Raw genomic sequence first — 15,933 nt, forward strand, 5'->3', positions numbered from 1 at the left:
TTTGTTTAATGATGTTATTTTATTCCCCGGGTTAGTATTTACTAGAATTTAGTATTGCCTGGTTGCTAAAAGCACAAGACTGCAGGCAACTTCAACTTCTATATTGCTCTTTTTCAGGATTTCATAAAATTCAGAATTCTCGGTTCCCGGATTAAAAATCACTCTTTTAGGTCTTAAATCAACTATTTTCTGGTAAAAATTCGGCTGAACCACCGGATTTAAATACAAAGTTATAGTGTGAATATTATGAAAATCCTGTAAATTAGTTGTTATTTGTATCCCCGAAACCTCCCCCGAATTATGACCAAAAGCGACAGTTTCTATACCATTTGCCATTAATTTCCGGATGGTAAGATTACTGTAGCGACCAGGTTTTAGGGATGCCCCAAAGACTAGGGTTTTTTTCATAGTTTATTGCGATGTTAAAGTGTGTTAATTACTGTAACGTTAAACAAAATAATTCGTCTTTTGGTAATACATTTGGAAATAAAGTCATTGATTTCGCTATATTTTTATAGTTAATGGTTAGTGTTTAGTATAGCTTATCAATGAAAGAAACCCCGACGTCATCGTCGGGGTTTTGATTTCTATTACCTCATTATACCATTACCAATTCTTTCTATTATCCTTCCGTAAAAATACGAACCCTGAATTAGACAAAACCTAAAATCCTGAATTACAGCAATGCATGTAAAATGGCCGTGTTAAAATATGTTAAAAACCAATTTAAAGGTAACATTATAGGCTAATCATCGTCAATTAAGTAACATCAGTCAATCAATCAATAAACGAACAGTAATGAAAAAGCTAAGCTTACTAATAGCGCTGCTCTTCTGCGGCGCCTTATTCCCTAATAACCCTGATACAGATCCTGATCCCGATCTTAAGAACGGATCTGTCCGCGGTAGTGTTGTGGACAAAACACTTGGGCAACCCGTGGCATATGCCGCCATTGTAATTATAAATCCGGAAGATAACAGTACAATCACCGGAGGCATTACAGAGGACAATGGTAATTTTGAAATAAAAAAGTTACCTGAAGGGAATTTTAGATTCGAAGTACAATTTATTGGATTTAAGACGTATTCAAAACAAATATCCGTGTCCAAGGACACTAAAAAACTAAATCTTGGAATCATCGTTCTGGAGGAAGAAGCAGAAGAACTTGCAGGGGTAGATGTTGTCGCCGAACGCACCACAATAGAACAAAAAATAGATCGGAAAGTAATCAATGTAGGTAAAGACCTGACAACTGCCGGTGCAACTGCCTCAGATATCATGAATAATATCCCTTCTGTCAATGTGGATTCCCAAACCGGAGATCTGACAATGAGAGGTAATTCTAATGTAAGGGTAATGGTAGATGGCAAATTATCTAATGTTCCAGTGGCTCAACTGCTTCGACAAATTCCGTCTTCTTCAATAAAATCTATTGAATTAATCACCAATCCTTCGGCCAAGTACAATCCGGAAGGAATGAGTGGGATTATCAATATAGTACTTCATAAAAATGCCAATATCGGATTTAATGGAAGTATAACAACCGGACTTACCGTAGGCATAGAAGCAAAGTTCAACAATTCTCTGGATCTTAATTACCGCAATGGAAAAGTTAACTTATACGGTAATGTAGGAACCAATATAGGGAAGTATGTAAATGACGGCCGTATTCTTAGAGTAGACCAGAATTCTACCCAATTGTTCGATTTCCTTAACAACAACAAATCCTACTTATACAAAGCAGGCATAGATTTTTACCTGAATGATAAAAACACTATTTCATTCTTTACCAATCAAAATATTTACGATGGAAAAGGGTTTGGAAATACCGATGTAATCTACAATAACGATCCCTTGCTGAATACATCGCAATTGTTCAACAACACTAATGAAAATCATAGCCAGCAATACAATTTTGATTACAAACTCGAATTCAACAAAGAAGGCCATAATATAGAGCTGGAAATAGATTACAATAAATTCAAGGATGATGAAATAGCCGATTTCAGCTCAACAGGTGCCACACTATTTCCGGATTATATGGATTTTGTAAATACGAGAAGGGACCAGACGATAGCCAACCTTGACTATGTTAATCCTCTGGACTCTATTTCTAAATTGGAAGTAGGTATAGAAGCACGGATTTTTGAGACGGATATAGATTATTCCTCCACAGGCCTGTCCTTTACTCCAAGTGGAAATCTTGTACCTACCAGCGATACAGAATTTATATATGGGATGGATATCTATTCGGCATATGCCACATTTGGCCAGAACTATGACAAATGGTCTTACCAGGTAGGGGTCAGGGTAGAGGATGTAGAGGTTAAGGCAGATACCAGTGGGGTGAGGGCGTTTACCGATAAGTATACTCAAATATATCCTTCTGCATTTCTGACTTATTCTCCAAGCGAGAAAAATCAGTTACAATTGAGTTTGAGTCGAAGAGTAGACCGGCCGGGACTTACACAGGTAAACCCTATCAGAGAATGGTCTACCCCATTAATATCATCATTTGGTAACCCGAGTTTGGTTCCTCAGTTCACAAACTCTTATGAGCTTAATTATACAAGGAGATTCAAAAAAGGAAGTATAACCAGTGGGGTATTTTACCGGACCATCAAGGATGAAATCAACAGGGCTATTTACGTAGACAGGCTTGATCTGAATAAAATAATTCTCACTCATGATAATTTTGATAATACCTCTGCCTACGGGATAGAATTTTCTACAAATTACAGGCCCACTAAATGGTGGAGTATCAATGGGAGTTTTGATCTTTATTCTCAAACCCAAAGGGGCATCACTGAAAGTCTGGAAACAGACAATCTGACCGCCACGGAAGACGATATAATATCTGAGGAAATAGAAGTAGACAATACCGCATGGAACCTTAGGATGAATAACAGTTTTAAGGCTAACAAAAAGCTTACTTTCCAACTGTTTGGCTTCTACAGGGGAAGTCGTCGAAGCCTGCAATTTGATATGGAACCTATGTATTTTGTAAATCTGGGAGCCCGTTACAGCTTTGCCCAGGGTAAAGGTACGTTTAGCCTCAATTTCAACGATATTTTTAATACCATGCAGTTTGCCTTTGAAGGTGACAAGCCATTTTTACAAACAGGTCAGTTTAATTGGGAAAGTCAGAATGTATATGCCGGAATCTCATACAGGTTTGGTAGCGGTAAAAACAGGGCAGCAAAACGAAAAAGAAGAGATAGCAACACTAAACAAGGTGGTGGCGGAATTTTATAGTTGAGTTGATTTGGTAACAACGGGGTATTGGTTGGTTGGCTCCTGTTATGAAATTCAACTAGGAAAACCCCGGCTTATTGGTCGGGGTTTTTTATTAAAGAAGATTACTCAAATATACCTGTTGGAAGACCGTCAAGACTTTCCATATTTTTTTGTTGCATATAGGCCTCAAGGCCATCATCGCCCTTTTCTACTGCCCAGGGACCCAGCAGGTCTCTTTCACCCTTATAGTCCATAAATGGTACTCCAAAGCCACAGGAGGTTTGTACCAGTTCAACATCCATTTCTATGATCTGTCTGCTTCCCGAATAATGCGGGAACAAGGATATATATTCATCCCAACCCTTGTCTCTTTTATGGTAGGCTTTTGCTTTGCCATAGAGCCTGAGGATCAATGGAGGCCCCTCAAATGCACAAAACATGATGGTCATCCTCTCCGAGTATTTTAAATGCGCTGCCGTTTCATTACCGCTCCCGGTAAGATTAAGCCAAAGTACTTTGTTCTCATGAATAACCTTAAAAGCATCCATCCCCTTGGGAGAAAGGTTGATCTTACCATCTGCCATAGCTGTGGCCACAAAAAACATTTTTTGACTTGTAATAAATTCGCTAAGACGCGGGGTTAATTTTCTAAGCTGTTTGCCCATATTGCGCTACTTAAAAATTTACCATCTTATAATTACACTTCCCCAGGTAAAGCCACTTCCAAAAGCAGCTAAAACCACTAGATCTCCTTCTTTTACTTTGCCCTCTTCCCAGGCTTCGGTTAGTGCAATAGGAATAGAAGCAGCTGTGGTATTCCCATATTTCATGATGTTATTGTATACCTGATCATCACCAAGCCTAAATTTCCTTTGTATAAATTGAGATATTCGCAGGTTGGCCTGATGAGGTACAAGTAGATCAATATCCTCGGGCTTTAGATTATTAGCTCCGAGGCCCTCCATAATTACCTCACTAAAGCGCACAACTGCATTTTTAAATACGAATTGTCCGTTCATATATGGAAAATAGGATTCGTCATCAGGATCGTTGTCTTCTATAATGTCTGTTACCCATCGTTTTCCCATACCCGGTGCTATGAGTGATAGTTCTTCAGCATGCTGCCCTTCAGAATGCAAATGAGTAGACAGGATTCCTTTGCTGTTATCTTCTTCCCTACTCAATATCGCAGCCCCGGCACCATCACCGAATATAACCGATACACCCCTGCCTCTTGTAGTCATATCCAAACCACCTGAATGCAATTCGGAACCGATAACAAGGATATTCTTATACATGCCACTTTTAATGTACTGATCTGCAAGGGAAACGGCATAAACAAAACCTGAGCATTGATTTCTGATGTCTACGGCTCCTACAGTCTTCAGACCAAGATCTCGTTGCACCAATACGCCAGGGCCAGGGAAATAATAATCCGGACTTAAGGTGGCAAAAACAATGAAGTCTATATCGTCCTTGTTGATCCCGGCGCGCTCAATGGCAATTTTAGCTGCTTTTACCCCCATTGTTGTGGTGGTGTCTTCACCTCTAACCACATGTCTCCTTTCCTTGATCCCTGTTCTTTCCTGAATCCATTCGTCATCGGTGTCCATCAGCTCAGAGAGTGCATCATTAGTCACCACATTGTCTGGCACATAGTAGCCTAATCCTGTAATTTTTGAATTGTACATAGTGAGGTTTGTTTAGTTCGACAGATAACTGGTTTGTTTCATATTCTGTCAATAGAAAATAAATGTAACTATAAAAGGTAAACTTGCCTATAGTTTTTCGAAAAGTTTGTTGCTCAAAAAATTGAATCTAAATTCACACTGGAATTGCTATTGTAAACCCCCTAGTAGTTATTGTAATTATGAATTGAGACTACAGCTTTGAGATCATGAAGTAAGTTGTAAAGACCAAAAAAGGTTCTGTTGATATATAAAAAGTGTTTAGAACCTCTACTACCGTTCATCTTTCTAAGATCCTCGTCTTTTGAAAACTTTTCACCAAGGGCCGCAATCTTAGACCAAAAAACCGAATCTCCAAAATCAAAACTTTCTTCGTGGAACGGAGATGTAAATAACATCAGCATCTCCTTAAATAAAGCTGTAAAATACAGCCTTTCTTCTTCAGAATCATCATCATTCAATATTTCTAATTGATACAGTTTATTTAAAAAAACTTCCTCGTTAGCGATGTTTTCTTTCTGTGCCAACTCAAAATATGGTATATAGAATTCATCGGGAATGTCCTTAATACATCCAAAGTCTATCGCAATCAATTCATGTCGCTCATTTATCATAAAATTTCCAGGATGTGGATCGGCATGCACCTTGCGCAGTTTGTGTATCTGAAACATATAGAAATCCCATAGCGTTTGTCCGAGTTTGTTTCCTGTTTCCTGGTCAAATGTTCCTTTCGTAAATTCACTCAGGTGTTTCCCACTCATCCAGTCCATAGTAATCATCCGTTCCCCGGAGAGTTCGGGGTAGTACTTTGGGAACTTGAGGTTGGGTATTGAATTGCAGGCATGGGTAATTTCACGACTTTGTGCTATTTCTAGCAAATAATCTGTTTCTTCAACCAGTTTCTTCTCCACTTCCTCAAAGTACTTATCCGTATCGCTGCCCTTAAGATTAAACATTCTGACCGCAATGGGTTTTACAAGTGCAAGATCACTATTAATACTTTGGGCAACTCCTGGATATTGTATTTTAACGGCCAGATCCTGCCCTCCCAGGCGAGCTCTATGTACCTGTCCTATACTGGCCGCATTAACCGATTCTTTATCAAAACTATCATAAATGTCTTCAGGGTACTTGCCAGTGTATTTCTTAAATGTTTTCCGTACCAATGGAGCTGACAATGGGGGAACTGAAAATTGAGCCAATGAGAATTTTTCGACATAAGCACCAGGAAGCATATTCTTATCCATACTGAGCATTTGAGCCACTTTCAGAGCGCTGCCTTTGAGTTGCTTTAGACCGTTGTAAATATCGTCTGCATTATTCTGATTAAGCTCTTCGCGCGAGAAGTCAGGATTTACAAGTTTCTTGCCATAAAACTTGACGTAATTACCGCCCACCCTAACCCCTGTGGTCATTAACTTACCTGCGCGTTCTATTTTGCTTGTTGGTATTCTATCTAATGTTTTCATTTATCAGGGTAAAGTTGGTCTTAAGTGAATTTCTCTTTATAAAGAAACTTACTCAAATCCAGGATGCGTTCTATGGGGGAATTGTCAATTAGTTCAAAAACAGTATTCACAGACTTCTCTATAGCCATATCTGTCTTTTCAAAACCAGGAGAATCATCATCAATCCAAAACTTCAAAAGCACTACCAACTGTATCCAGGCTCCTTCTGAAAATATTCCCGGATTTTTCCGCAATACTTTTATAGTAGCGTCAGCACTGCCTTCTATTATCAGATCAGTTGCAAATTCTTTAAACCTGGTGCGTAAAGTTTTAAGCTGCGCCGAACTCCTAAGTAAATTTCGTTCATTATCCAGGGCAAAGAGGATATAACTTCTGTTGAGTGCGAGTAGTTCAAAAAAGCTAAAGAAGAAAGTGAGCATTTTATCCTTATTCGAAAAACCCTGGAACTCTTTATTCTTTTTCATGAGTTCGTGGGTACTATCAAAGAATTTGGTCCAGATAGCCCGATGAAGACCGGAAAAAGAACCAAAATAGTTATAGAATTCTTCTTCCTCAAGATTATTTAGTTGACAGAATTTATAAACCGACTTAGGAATCTTCTCTTCTTTCAAAACATAATCCATATACAACGAGATAATTGCACTTTCAGAATTCTTTGTCTTTGTGTTTTTAGCGTTCATAATTTATATTAAAATTGTTCAGAATAGTATTAAGTAAAATGATGTAATATGTCTAAAATCGAGTTTAAAAAAAGCGCACCTCTTGAAAGAAGTGCGCTTTAAACAACCTAACCAATTAATAAACAAACTGATTTTCTAAATCAAGATTCTCTTTCGTAGCAATCAGCTTTTTCAGTCACATGACAAATATAAATAATGTTTAACTGTTTCTCCAAATCATTAAACAAAAAGTTTTGTTAAACTTTCAACCCATAAAAAAAAGGGGTGTCAGTTTGTCATTTAAGACAATGATGGTATTTTTTTTGCCATGCCTATGGCAGTATTAACACTATAAAATTAGAAGTATGGCCACAGGCAAGATTAATGTTTCCGTTGAAAACATATTTCCCTTAATAAAAAAATTCCTTTACAGCGATCATGAGATCTTTTTAAGGGAGTTAATTTCCAATGCTACAGATGCTACTCTGAAATTAAAGCATCTAACTTCGGTAGGAGATGCCAAAGTAGCTTATGGCGATCCCATAATTGAAGTAAAAGTAGATAAAGATGGCAAAAAAATACACATTTTGGATCAAGGTGTGGGCATGACAGAAGAAGAGGTGAAAAAGTATATCAACGAAGTGGCTTTTTCAGGTGCTGAAGAATTTTTAGATAAATACAAGGATGCCGGGAAAGATGCTGGCATTATTGGTCATTTTGGGCTTGGATTTTATTCCGCCTTCATGGTAGCAGATAAAGTTGATATTATTACCAAAAGTTTTAAGGATGAACCTTCTGTTCACTGGTCTTGTGACGGTTCTCCGGAGTTTACTATAAAAAAGGGCAAAAAGGAATCTCAGGGAACTGAGATTGTTCTTCATATTGCAGAAGATTCTACGGAATTCCTGGAAGAGAACAGGATTTCAGAATTGTTGCGTAAGTACAACAAATTTATGCCTATCCCAATTAAATTCGGGACCCGTACAGAAACTCTGCCAAAACCCGAAGGTGCAAAGGAGGAAGATCCCGCACCAACGGAAGAAGTTGACAATTTCATAAATAATCCCAACCCGGCCTGGACCAAACAACCGGCCAAACTCAAAGATGAGGATTATAAAGATTTCTACAGAGAACTATATCCCATGCAGTTTGAAGAACCTTTGTTCAACATTCATCTAAATGTGGATTATCCCTTTAATTTAACAGGAATACTGTATTTCCCTAAACTGTCTAACGATCTAAATATTCAGAAAGACCGTATTCAGTTGTATCAGAACCAGGTTTTTGTAACGGATAATGTAGAAGGCATTGTGCCGGAATTCCTTACGATGTTAAGAGGAGTGATAGATTCTCCTGATATTCCTTTAAATGTATCCCGTTCTTACTTACAGGCCGATGGTGCGGTAAAAAAGATCTCTTCTTATATCACTCGTAAAGTAGCAGATAAACTAAATTCTATCTTTAAAAAGGACAGAGAAGATTTTGAGAAAAAGTGGAACGATATTAAAATTGTAATAGAATACGGGATGCTTTCTGAAGATAAATTCTTTGAAAAAGCTGACAAATTTGCACTTTACCCAACCGTAGATGACACCTATTATACCTTTGAAGAATTACAGGAAAAAATAAAAGACAACCAGACAGACAAAGACGAGAAACTGGTAGTACTTTATGCATCTGATAAGGAGGCTCAGCACAGCTATATTGAGGCGGCCAAAGCAAAAGGATACGAAGTGCTGCTTATGGATTCTCCCATAGTTTCCCACCTGATGCAAAAATTGGAGACTTCAAAGGAAAATCTTTCATTTGCCAGAGTGGATGCCGATCATATTGATAATCTCATTAAGAAAGAAGACACCCAGATTAGTAAATTATCTGATGAAGAAAAAGAAAAGCTAAAGGCTAATCTGGAAGAAGTAATAGAAAATAAAAGCTATACCATACAACTCGAAGCCATGGATAGTAATGCTTCTCCGTTTATCATCACAGAACCCGAATTTATGCGTCGAATGAAAGAAATGCAACAATCCGGAGGCGGTGGTGGTATGTTTGGGATGGGAAACATGCCAGAAATGTATAATATCATCGTAAATACAAATCACGAACTGGTTGGAGAGATTCTCAACACCCGTACGGCCAAGAAGAGGGAAAGACTCATAAATCAGTCTATAGACCTTGCAAGATTATCCAAAGGCCTACTCAAGGGTGAAGAACTCACAAGGTTTATTCAACGTAGCTATGAGATGGTGAAATGATAATTACTATCATCTATTAATAGATAAAGCCGCCATTTCCATGGCGGTTTTTTTATTCCAGGAATAGAGGTATATAACCCACTTCAGACCAATTACAGTTATTTGCTGTATAAGCGATAGTAGTACCATGAAGCGATCCCGCCTATAAAGGCAAAAATTGCCAACATCCAGAACACATGCTGATGCCCTTCCGCTCCTGGGGAATTATCCAGGAGATACCCCATCGCCGGTCCGGCAAAAATATCTGGCGTATACCCCACAATTGAAATAAGGCCCACAGCCGTACCGGTAAGCACCAGCGGAATTTTTCCTTTCTGCATTACGGCAAAGTAGAGCGAACGCGCCGCATAAACCCCTGATGCCACTATCAGAATAGAAAGAAAAAATAATATAGTTGCAGAAGCATTAATTATGCCCGTTGCGAACAAAACAGATCCCAGAAATGCAACCACAAAGCTTATAAATAACCAGATGGTGGTTTCAGATCTGTCTGCCATAATGCCGATAAACACCCCAACCACCGGACGGACAAAAAGCAGAAAAGTGCCCACCGAGGCAGATTGTACCTGGTCATAATGCATAACGTCCTGGGCATAAAGTGAAAACACATCCGTGATTTTGTAGCCTACATAAGCACAAAGAATGATGATCATCAGTAGTCCAACCGATGGTAACCTGGCTACCTGCCGTATCTGTGACAAGGTAATTTTCTCTAATATGATTTCTTTCTCAACATCACCCTCCAATTTCATAAATAACCAAATCAGTATGCCAACAAGAACGACAATTGCCGAAGAGAACAAGATTACAGATTTGAATGCCGCCCTGCTCTCTGAGAGTGTTAATTCCGAAATTTCTGTGGTTATGAATAACGAAAAAATAAGCACCCCCATTGCGCCAAACAAGGCCCCAACCAAACCACGACCCCCATCCAAAAATCCAAATGCTTTCCCCTGGGAGGCTGTTCCGCCCCAGAATCTTGTGGCCTTTATCATGGGAGCCCAAAATAAAAATATGGTAGTGAAACCCCAATAGCCATAAAGTATTTTTAGCACTGTATAGCTCGGAAATGTGGCGTATACCAAACCTCCTGCGGCTGTCATCCACAAAGCTATGGCCATTAATTTTCTAGGGGCAATTTTATCGGCCAATGGCCCTCCTAAAACATACGACAGCAATGCCACAAGGCCATATACCGAATAACAAATACCTAACTCTACATTGTTGAGTTCAAAAGTATTCAAAACGGTTGGCCGAAAAACCCGGGCAAGAACAAATGGAAGTATAAATACAGACTCTCCGGCTAATATGAGCAGAAAGAGATAGTACCAGGGCGGTTTTTTTTGGTTCATAGTACTTAGGTGCTTAAAGATAGGTAATTGCAACTATCTTACCATGACTGCCAGATTCTTTTATAAAGAGAGAAAATAATTGTGAAAAAGTGATCCCTAAACTGTAACAATCCCAAATATTAATGATCTTTATAACCATTCAATCAAAGACATCAATGATGATATTCAAAACAATTCGTATAAGCTCTTTGTTTATACTGCTCCCGTTATTTATAAATGCACAAGCCGAGAAGGCGTTTAATGGTATTGAATTAGGATCACCTCTGGAGGTGGTCTCGGACAAATTAGACGAAATTTCGGAAACAACTAAAGTCATTACTATAGACCTTCCAAGTTTTCCCCTGGCAAAGGACAAAGAAACACATTTGGTCTGCACTAATATTACCACAGCATCGGGCATTATCCAAAGGACCGTTTTCACATTTGCCGATGATAAGCTGGTCTATATTGAAGCAAAGGGCAACGCGATAGCCACTTTTACTAAAAATCGCAAAGACACGGCTTCTATTTATATGGATTATAGTATCTACTCCAGGGATAAATTACTCCTGAATAAGAAAAAGGACGTTGCATGGATTATGAACAATGAGGCCATGCATGTTAATTTATTTACCTGGGAAAATCCTTATGCGGATCCCCATTATAAGAAAACGAGTACAGCAGAAGCCAAGAATGTTATCCCTCCCTTTTTAAAAATGGGGGCGTCCATGGAGGAAATAAAACCATTAATTGAAGCGAATAGTAAATTTATAGCAGTAGAGGAATTAGATGGGAACGATCCTAATGCCCAGATTCAGATCAATGGCTTTGGCGTAGATTATATGGGGTTTCCAAGAAAAATTGAGGCCAGGTTTGGAGACAATAAGCTCAATGTGGTATGGATCCTAAGTGGAAAAGGAGAAGAAGACAGAATTCGTAAGGCTTTGATAGCCCAATATGGGGAAGCAATATATACCAATGATGAATGGGAGATTTTTAATGACTGGCAGGTAGGCCTGAGAAAAGACAAACCCGAGGTTTTACTTATGGAAAAACAAATAGGTTTATCGTATAAATCCAGTTATTTTAAGCAATAGCAATTTACTTTTTCAATCCATTGTAATTTTAGCACACAGATGTTTCTTATTCATGTAGCTTAATCCATTCCACATTATTATCTGCAGAAAACTTTACGACTAATGATTTGGTGTGTAGTGGCCAAAACCCGAGCCTTGTCTGGTTAACGGTATAATATAAATAGCCTTCATTACGCCTGTCGGGTGCTCCCAGCAGGTCTAAGATTGCACTTTCATTAAGGGTTCTTAGGTCATTGTCGTAAAGGAGGGCGTTGACCATCTGGTCCCGGTAAGGATAGTTATCTTCTTCCTTTACCCTCCATTTTACCGAGTCGAATATAACTTCTGTGCCATCCTTACTGGTAGGGCTATCAGCGCTGTCCTCCTTACATGAAACGGAGCATATTGCGATGATGCTGCCACCAATTATAATAAGTTTAGCACGTACTGAGAGAGGCCAGAACATTCTGGTCAATGACCTGCTATAATTATTTGCTGTATCGGTTTTCAAAGATCAATATCTAAAATCAAACAGTGGTAGACGCCTATTCCTTTAAAATTTATTCCCTGGCTGCCTTAAACTCACTTGTTTTGTACCATTTTGGGAAATAATCCTCATTAGACAATTTATACCCCACTTCAAAAAGTAGCTGTGCATCCAGTCGTATTCCACTTAACTCTGTTGTATTCTTATCATACTCGTCAGAGGGCTGATGGTAGGCGGTTGCCCGGTATTGATCATTTAGTTGTTTAATTTCTGCAACGCTTTTCTCAAAACCTTCATAAGAACCACTGGCATAAAGGGCAGGGATACCAATTTTGGCAAAATTAAAATGATCTGATCGGTAAAAGTACCCCTTTTCTGATTCAGGATCGGGAATAATATATCGTCCTTGTTTTTCTGCCGCTTCCTTTGCATATTCGTCCATTTCGGATTGCCCGAAACCTGTTATTGTTAAATCTTTCATGGGACCCGGGCTGTAAAATGCGTCCAGATTTATGTTCGCCACAGATTTTTGAGGTGTATAAATCGGGTTTTCCGCATAGAAAGCTGAACCTAACAGGCCCTGTTCTTCAGCGGTAACGGCAATTAATACAATTGAGCGTCTTTGGGGTGGGGATTTTTTAAATGCCTCTGCTAAGGCCAATAAACAAGCAGTACCCGAGGCGTTATCCACCGCCCCATTGTAAATAGAGTCATTGTTAATTGCCCTTCCTACACCAAAATGATCCCAATGTGCTGAATAAATAATGTATTCATCCTTAAGATCCGTTCCCGGTAAAAGCGCAATGACATTTTTAGAACGGTCTCGCTTAATCTTATTTGTGATTTTTACTGAGCCACTTAATCCCAAGGGTATTGGAGAGAAGTCCTTATTTCTTGCAATTTCTGAATAGTCCTTGTTTTCGATAACAGCTGCCTCAAACAACTTATTTGCGCTTTCATTGCTTATCCATCCCTGGACATTTACAACAGGTATATTGCTCTCCAAACTCAATTTTGATCCGCTCCAGCCAGATTGCACCACGTTCCATCCGTATGAAGCAGGCTCTGTATCATGAATGATTAGCACCCCGGCAGCTCCCTGTCTTGCTGCTTCTTCGTATTTGTAAGTCCACCGGCCGTAATAGGTCATTTCATTTCCCTTAAATAGTGTGGAATCACCCGAATTGAATCCCGGATCATTAACCAATACTACTGCAGTTTTTCCTTTCCAGTCTATCCCTTCATAATCGTTCCAATCGTACTCCGGCGCTACTATGCCATATCCTGCAAAAACAAATTCAGAATTGTCCAGAGCTACTTCCGGTTGTGCTTTTTTTGTGGTGATGGCAAAATCTTCAAAATATTCGAGCTCAAAATTCTGATTATCCCCAGTGATCCGCATTTTTTCAGAAGGAGTTCCTGTAATTTCAACCATAGGGACTTCCTGAAAAAAGCTCTCTCCATTCCCTGGTAATAGGCCTAGTTTTGAAAATTCCTCTTCCAGATAATTCACTGTCTTTACTTCTCCTTCCGTAAAAGGTTTTCTTCCCAGAAAATCATCGGATGCCAGTTGTTCTATATGCTTTCCGATAGTAGCACTACTTACTTCTGCCAATTGTTTCTCCTTTGACCCGGTTTGACAACCAATGAGTACTACGATAAATACGATGCTTAGAAAATTCTTCATATTGATATTTAAATTTGACTTTTTTAAACGATATTAAAATTGCACACCATAATCTTCCGGGAACTGGGTAGGGATATCTGTTTTGTCTTCCCCAAGATTTTGTCTCAGGTCTATTTCAATCCCTCTGGCAATAGTTGAAATAGGAACATCATTGGCAGTGCCCTCAAAAGGGTTTTCCCCAGTTCTCCCAATACGTTCCATGGTGTGGAAGATCCAGGCCACTGCCACATAAATTGGGATTACCAACAATACAAATAAGTTACCTATTAAGGGCTGAGTTTCCATTATGCCTTTACCTATATCTATAAATTGCGGTACCAGGGCTATGGGCAACAATAAAAGAAGCAACCACATAAAATAGTGGTTCAGCGTTGCGTATTGTCTAGGGTAAGGAAAATTCTTGATTCTTTCAGTCTTTCCCTGAAGTGTAAAAAGTTCTTCAACCACCCCTTCAAGTTGCAAAAATGAAAACTCCCAAATAAGTCCTTCTTCCTTCAATGCCCTCATATGATGCGACTGCAAATAAAGTAAAGCTGTCTGACGGTTGTCCTTACTCATGACATAATTAAGGTCCTCCTCAGAGAGATATGGCTTTAAATCATCTTCTAGCGAAGCCTTTTTCTCCGGTGGCAAAATTCCCCATTCCGTATTTGTTTTATGCTTGCTGGTGGTTTCCCATGTTTTTCGGTTCCTCATGGCATGTCTTAATGCGGTCATCCAGGCAATGTGCCTGTAGGTCAGCGCCTTTACTTCTGAAGTAATTCTTGTCTCCGGCATGGCCTGAACAACATGTTCATTTGTAATCATGTCCTGAATGAAAACCCCAAATGTGCGTGATGTATTTACAATTCCGCCCCAGATCTTTCTGGCTTCCCAGATCCTGCCGTAAACTGCATTATTCTGAAATCCAATAACAAAGGCCACTGCCGTACCAATCAGAGCCATCGGGGTCCATGGAATTCTGAACCAATCTAAATCCAAAAAATAATAAAGGGCTACCCATATTGCTATAATGACAAAAAACACCAATGTTTCAAATCGGGTCCATTGTACCATTTGTAAAGTACTATATACTCTTCTTGTGTACATAAGCTATTTATTCGTTACGGTGATATTGCAATAATAGCCAAATTATCCGGCCAGATCAAATGCCCGTAATTTTCTTAATATGGGAACTTAGCTTATCAATATAAATTCACTATAAATTGAGTTTACAGACAAATTTATGACCAGATTCAAGGAATTTCAGGACTAATTTTTGAAAAGATCAGATTTAGTCTTCCAATTGAAAATCTATAGTAGAAACCACCCTAACTATCTTAATTTCCGGCGTATTTTCATCCCTGTCATTGATAGAGAACAAACCCTGCCTGGCAATACGGATATTACCAACTTCTGCATTGGAGTCTTTGGCGAATTTCTCGGCAACCTCCCTGGCATTTTTAGTAGCTTCTTCTATCATAGATGGTTTCAGCTCATTTAAGCCGGTGAAAATATATTCAATTGGCCTCCAGGTATTCTTAGAGCCTATTAAAATGCCTTTAGATATTAATTCCAGAGATGCTGACAGCGCTTTCTGAAGTCTTTCTATATCATTGGTCCTAACAGTAAATTCTGATTTAGCCAGATATCTGAACTCTACATTCCGTTGTCCCGAATTATATAAATTGGCCCGTGCGTCGCTAATATTTGTACTACCCCTGGTAAGGTCGTTTTGGTCAAAACCCTGACTTATAAAAAAGTCGTACACCGCACTACTTTGTGTTTCGATACTTTCCTTTAGTACCCCCAAATTGTTCCCTGTAAGCGTAATATTTATTGGCCAAACCGCCAAATCTGCCTTTACTTCCCTTTCGGAAAGACCTTTGACCGTTACATAGCGGTCATATTTCTTTCCGGTTTTATGCATGTTTCCAACAAAGAATCCTGCTATAACAATAGCTAAACATATAATTGCAATTTTTAACCAACCTATATTATTCATACTGATATTTTTAGTTTCAAACTTCTTGATTTCCGTAGCCCAGACGCCATATTAATAATC

The 15,933-nt window shown here is 38.9% G+C and carries 13 protein-coding genes; 3 read left to right on the top strand and 10 right to left on the bottom strand.

Annotation, left to right across the window (positions count from 1 at the left end; all coding sequences use genetic code 11):
- Nucleotides 1-48: 48 nt before the first annotated feature.
- Nucleotides 49-408, bottom strand: a complete 360-nt coding sequence (locus J1G40_RS14095; protein ID WP_265243293.1) for a CoA-binding protein — start codon at nucleotides 406-408, stop codon at nucleotides 49-51.
- Nucleotides 409-798: 390 nt separating this feature from the next.
- Here J1G40_RS14095 and J1G40_RS14100 point away from each other — a divergent pair, with 390 nt between their 5' ends.
- A complete protein-coding gene (locus tag J1G40_RS14100; RefSeq protein ID WP_265243294.1) occupies nucleotides 799-3,255 on the top strand; it encodes a TonB-dependent receptor domain-containing protein in 2,457 nt (818 codons plus the stop codon).
- A gap of 104 nt (nucleotides 3,256-3,359) precedes the next feature.
- Here the strand turns inward: J1G40_RS14100 and J1G40_RS14105 are convergent, their stop codons facing one another.
- The 4 genes from J1G40_RS14105 to J1G40_RS14120 all read right to left on the bottom strand — a co-directional run bounded on the left by J1G40_RS14105 (nucleotide 3,360) and on the right by J1G40_RS14120 (nucleotide 7,074).
- Nucleotides 3,360-3,902: a pyridoxamine 5'-phosphate oxidase family protein gene (locus J1G40_RS14105; protein ID WP_265243295.1), complete on the bottom strand. Its 543-nt coding sequence runs from the start codon at nucleotides 3,900-3,902 to the stop codon at nucleotides 3,360-3,362.
- An 18-nt stretch (nucleotides 3,903-3,920) separates the two neighbouring features.
- The gene (locus J1G40_RS14110) at nucleotides 3,921-4,928 is read right to left on the bottom strand and encodes a 3-oxoacyl-ACP synthase III family protein (RefSeq protein ID WP_265243296.1); all 1,008 of its coding nucleotides are present in this window, start codon (nucleotides 4,926-4,928) and stop codon (nucleotides 3,921-3,923) included.
- A gap of 161 nt (nucleotides 4,929-5,089) precedes the next feature.
- On the bottom strand, nucleotides 5,090-6,394 hold the full coding sequence (locus tag J1G40_RS14115; protein ID WP_265243297.1) for an ABC1 kinase family protein: 1,305 nt from the start codon (nucleotides 6,392-6,394) through the stop codon (nucleotides 5,090-5,092).
- A gap of 20 nt (nucleotides 6,395-6,414) precedes the next feature.
- On the bottom strand, nucleotides 6,415-7,074 hold the full coding sequence (locus J1G40_RS14120) for a TetR family transcriptional regulator C-terminal domain-containing protein (protein WP_265243298.1): 660 nt from the start codon (nucleotides 7,072-7,074) through the stop codon (nucleotides 6,415-6,417).
- Between the two features lie 344 nt (nucleotides 7,075-7,418).
- Between J1G40_RS14120 and htpG the strand changes: the two genes are divergently transcribed.
- Nucleotides 7,419-9,308, top strand: coding sequence for a molecular chaperone HtpG (gene htpG, locus J1G40_RS14125; RefSeq protein WP_265243299.1), 1,890 nt, complete (start codon nucleotides 7,419-7,421; stop codon nucleotides 9,306-9,308).
- A 98-nt stretch (nucleotides 9,309-9,406) separates the two neighbouring features.
- On the opposite strand, the gene J1G40_RS14130 is transcribed toward htpG, so the two are convergent.
- Nucleotides 9,407-10,660, bottom strand: coding sequence for an MFS transporter (locus J1G40_RS14130; RefSeq protein ID WP_265243300.1), 1,254 nt, complete (start codon nucleotides 10,658-10,660; stop codon nucleotides 9,407-9,409).
- Nucleotides 10,661-10,815: 155 nt separating this feature from the next.
- Here J1G40_RS14130 and J1G40_RS14135 point away from each other — a divergent pair, with 155 nt between their 5' ends.
- Nucleotides 10,816-11,736 (top strand): hypothetical protein, encoded by a 921-nt coding sequence (locus J1G40_RS14135; protein WP_265243301.1) that lies wholly within the window; start codon nucleotides 10,816-10,818, stop codon nucleotides 11,734-11,736.
- Between the two features lie 46 nt (nucleotides 11,737-11,782).
- Here J1G40_RS14135 and J1G40_RS14140 read toward each other — a convergent pair whose 3' ends face one another.
- The 4 genes from J1G40_RS14140 to J1G40_RS14155 all read right to left on the bottom strand — a co-directional run bounded on the left by J1G40_RS14140 (nucleotide 11,783) and on the right by J1G40_RS14155 (nucleotide 15,873).
- A complete protein-coding gene (locus J1G40_RS14140) occupies nucleotides 11,783-12,226 on the bottom strand; it encodes a hypothetical protein (RefSeq protein ID WP_265243302.1) in 444 nt (147 codons plus the stop codon).
- 49 nt (nucleotides 12,227-12,275) lie between these two features.
- Nucleotides 12,276-13,889, bottom strand: coding sequence for a M28 family metallopeptidase (locus J1G40_RS14145; RefSeq protein ID WP_265243303.1), 1,614 nt, complete (start codon nucleotides 13,887-13,889; stop codon nucleotides 12,276-12,278).
- 33 nt (nucleotides 13,890-13,922) lie between these two features.
- Complete coding sequence (locus J1G40_RS14150; RefSeq protein ID WP_265243304.1) at nucleotides 13,923-14,978, bottom strand: bestrophin family protein; 1,056 nt, start codon at nucleotides 14,976-14,978, stop codon at nucleotides 13,923-13,925.
- Between the two features lie 184 nt (nucleotides 14,979-15,162).
- Nucleotides 15,163-15,873 (bottom strand): SIMPL domain-containing protein, encoded by a 711-nt coding sequence (locus tag J1G40_RS14155; RefSeq protein ID WP_265243305.1) that lies wholly within the window; start codon nucleotides 15,871-15,873, stop codon nucleotides 15,163-15,165.
- Nucleotides 15,874-15,933: the final 60 nt, after the last annotated feature.

Source organism: Muriicola sp. Z0-33, assembly GCF_026126425.1.
Classification (GTDB): domain Bacteria; phylum Bacteroidota; class Bacteroidia; order Flavobacteriales; family Flavobacteriaceae; genus JAFMPW01.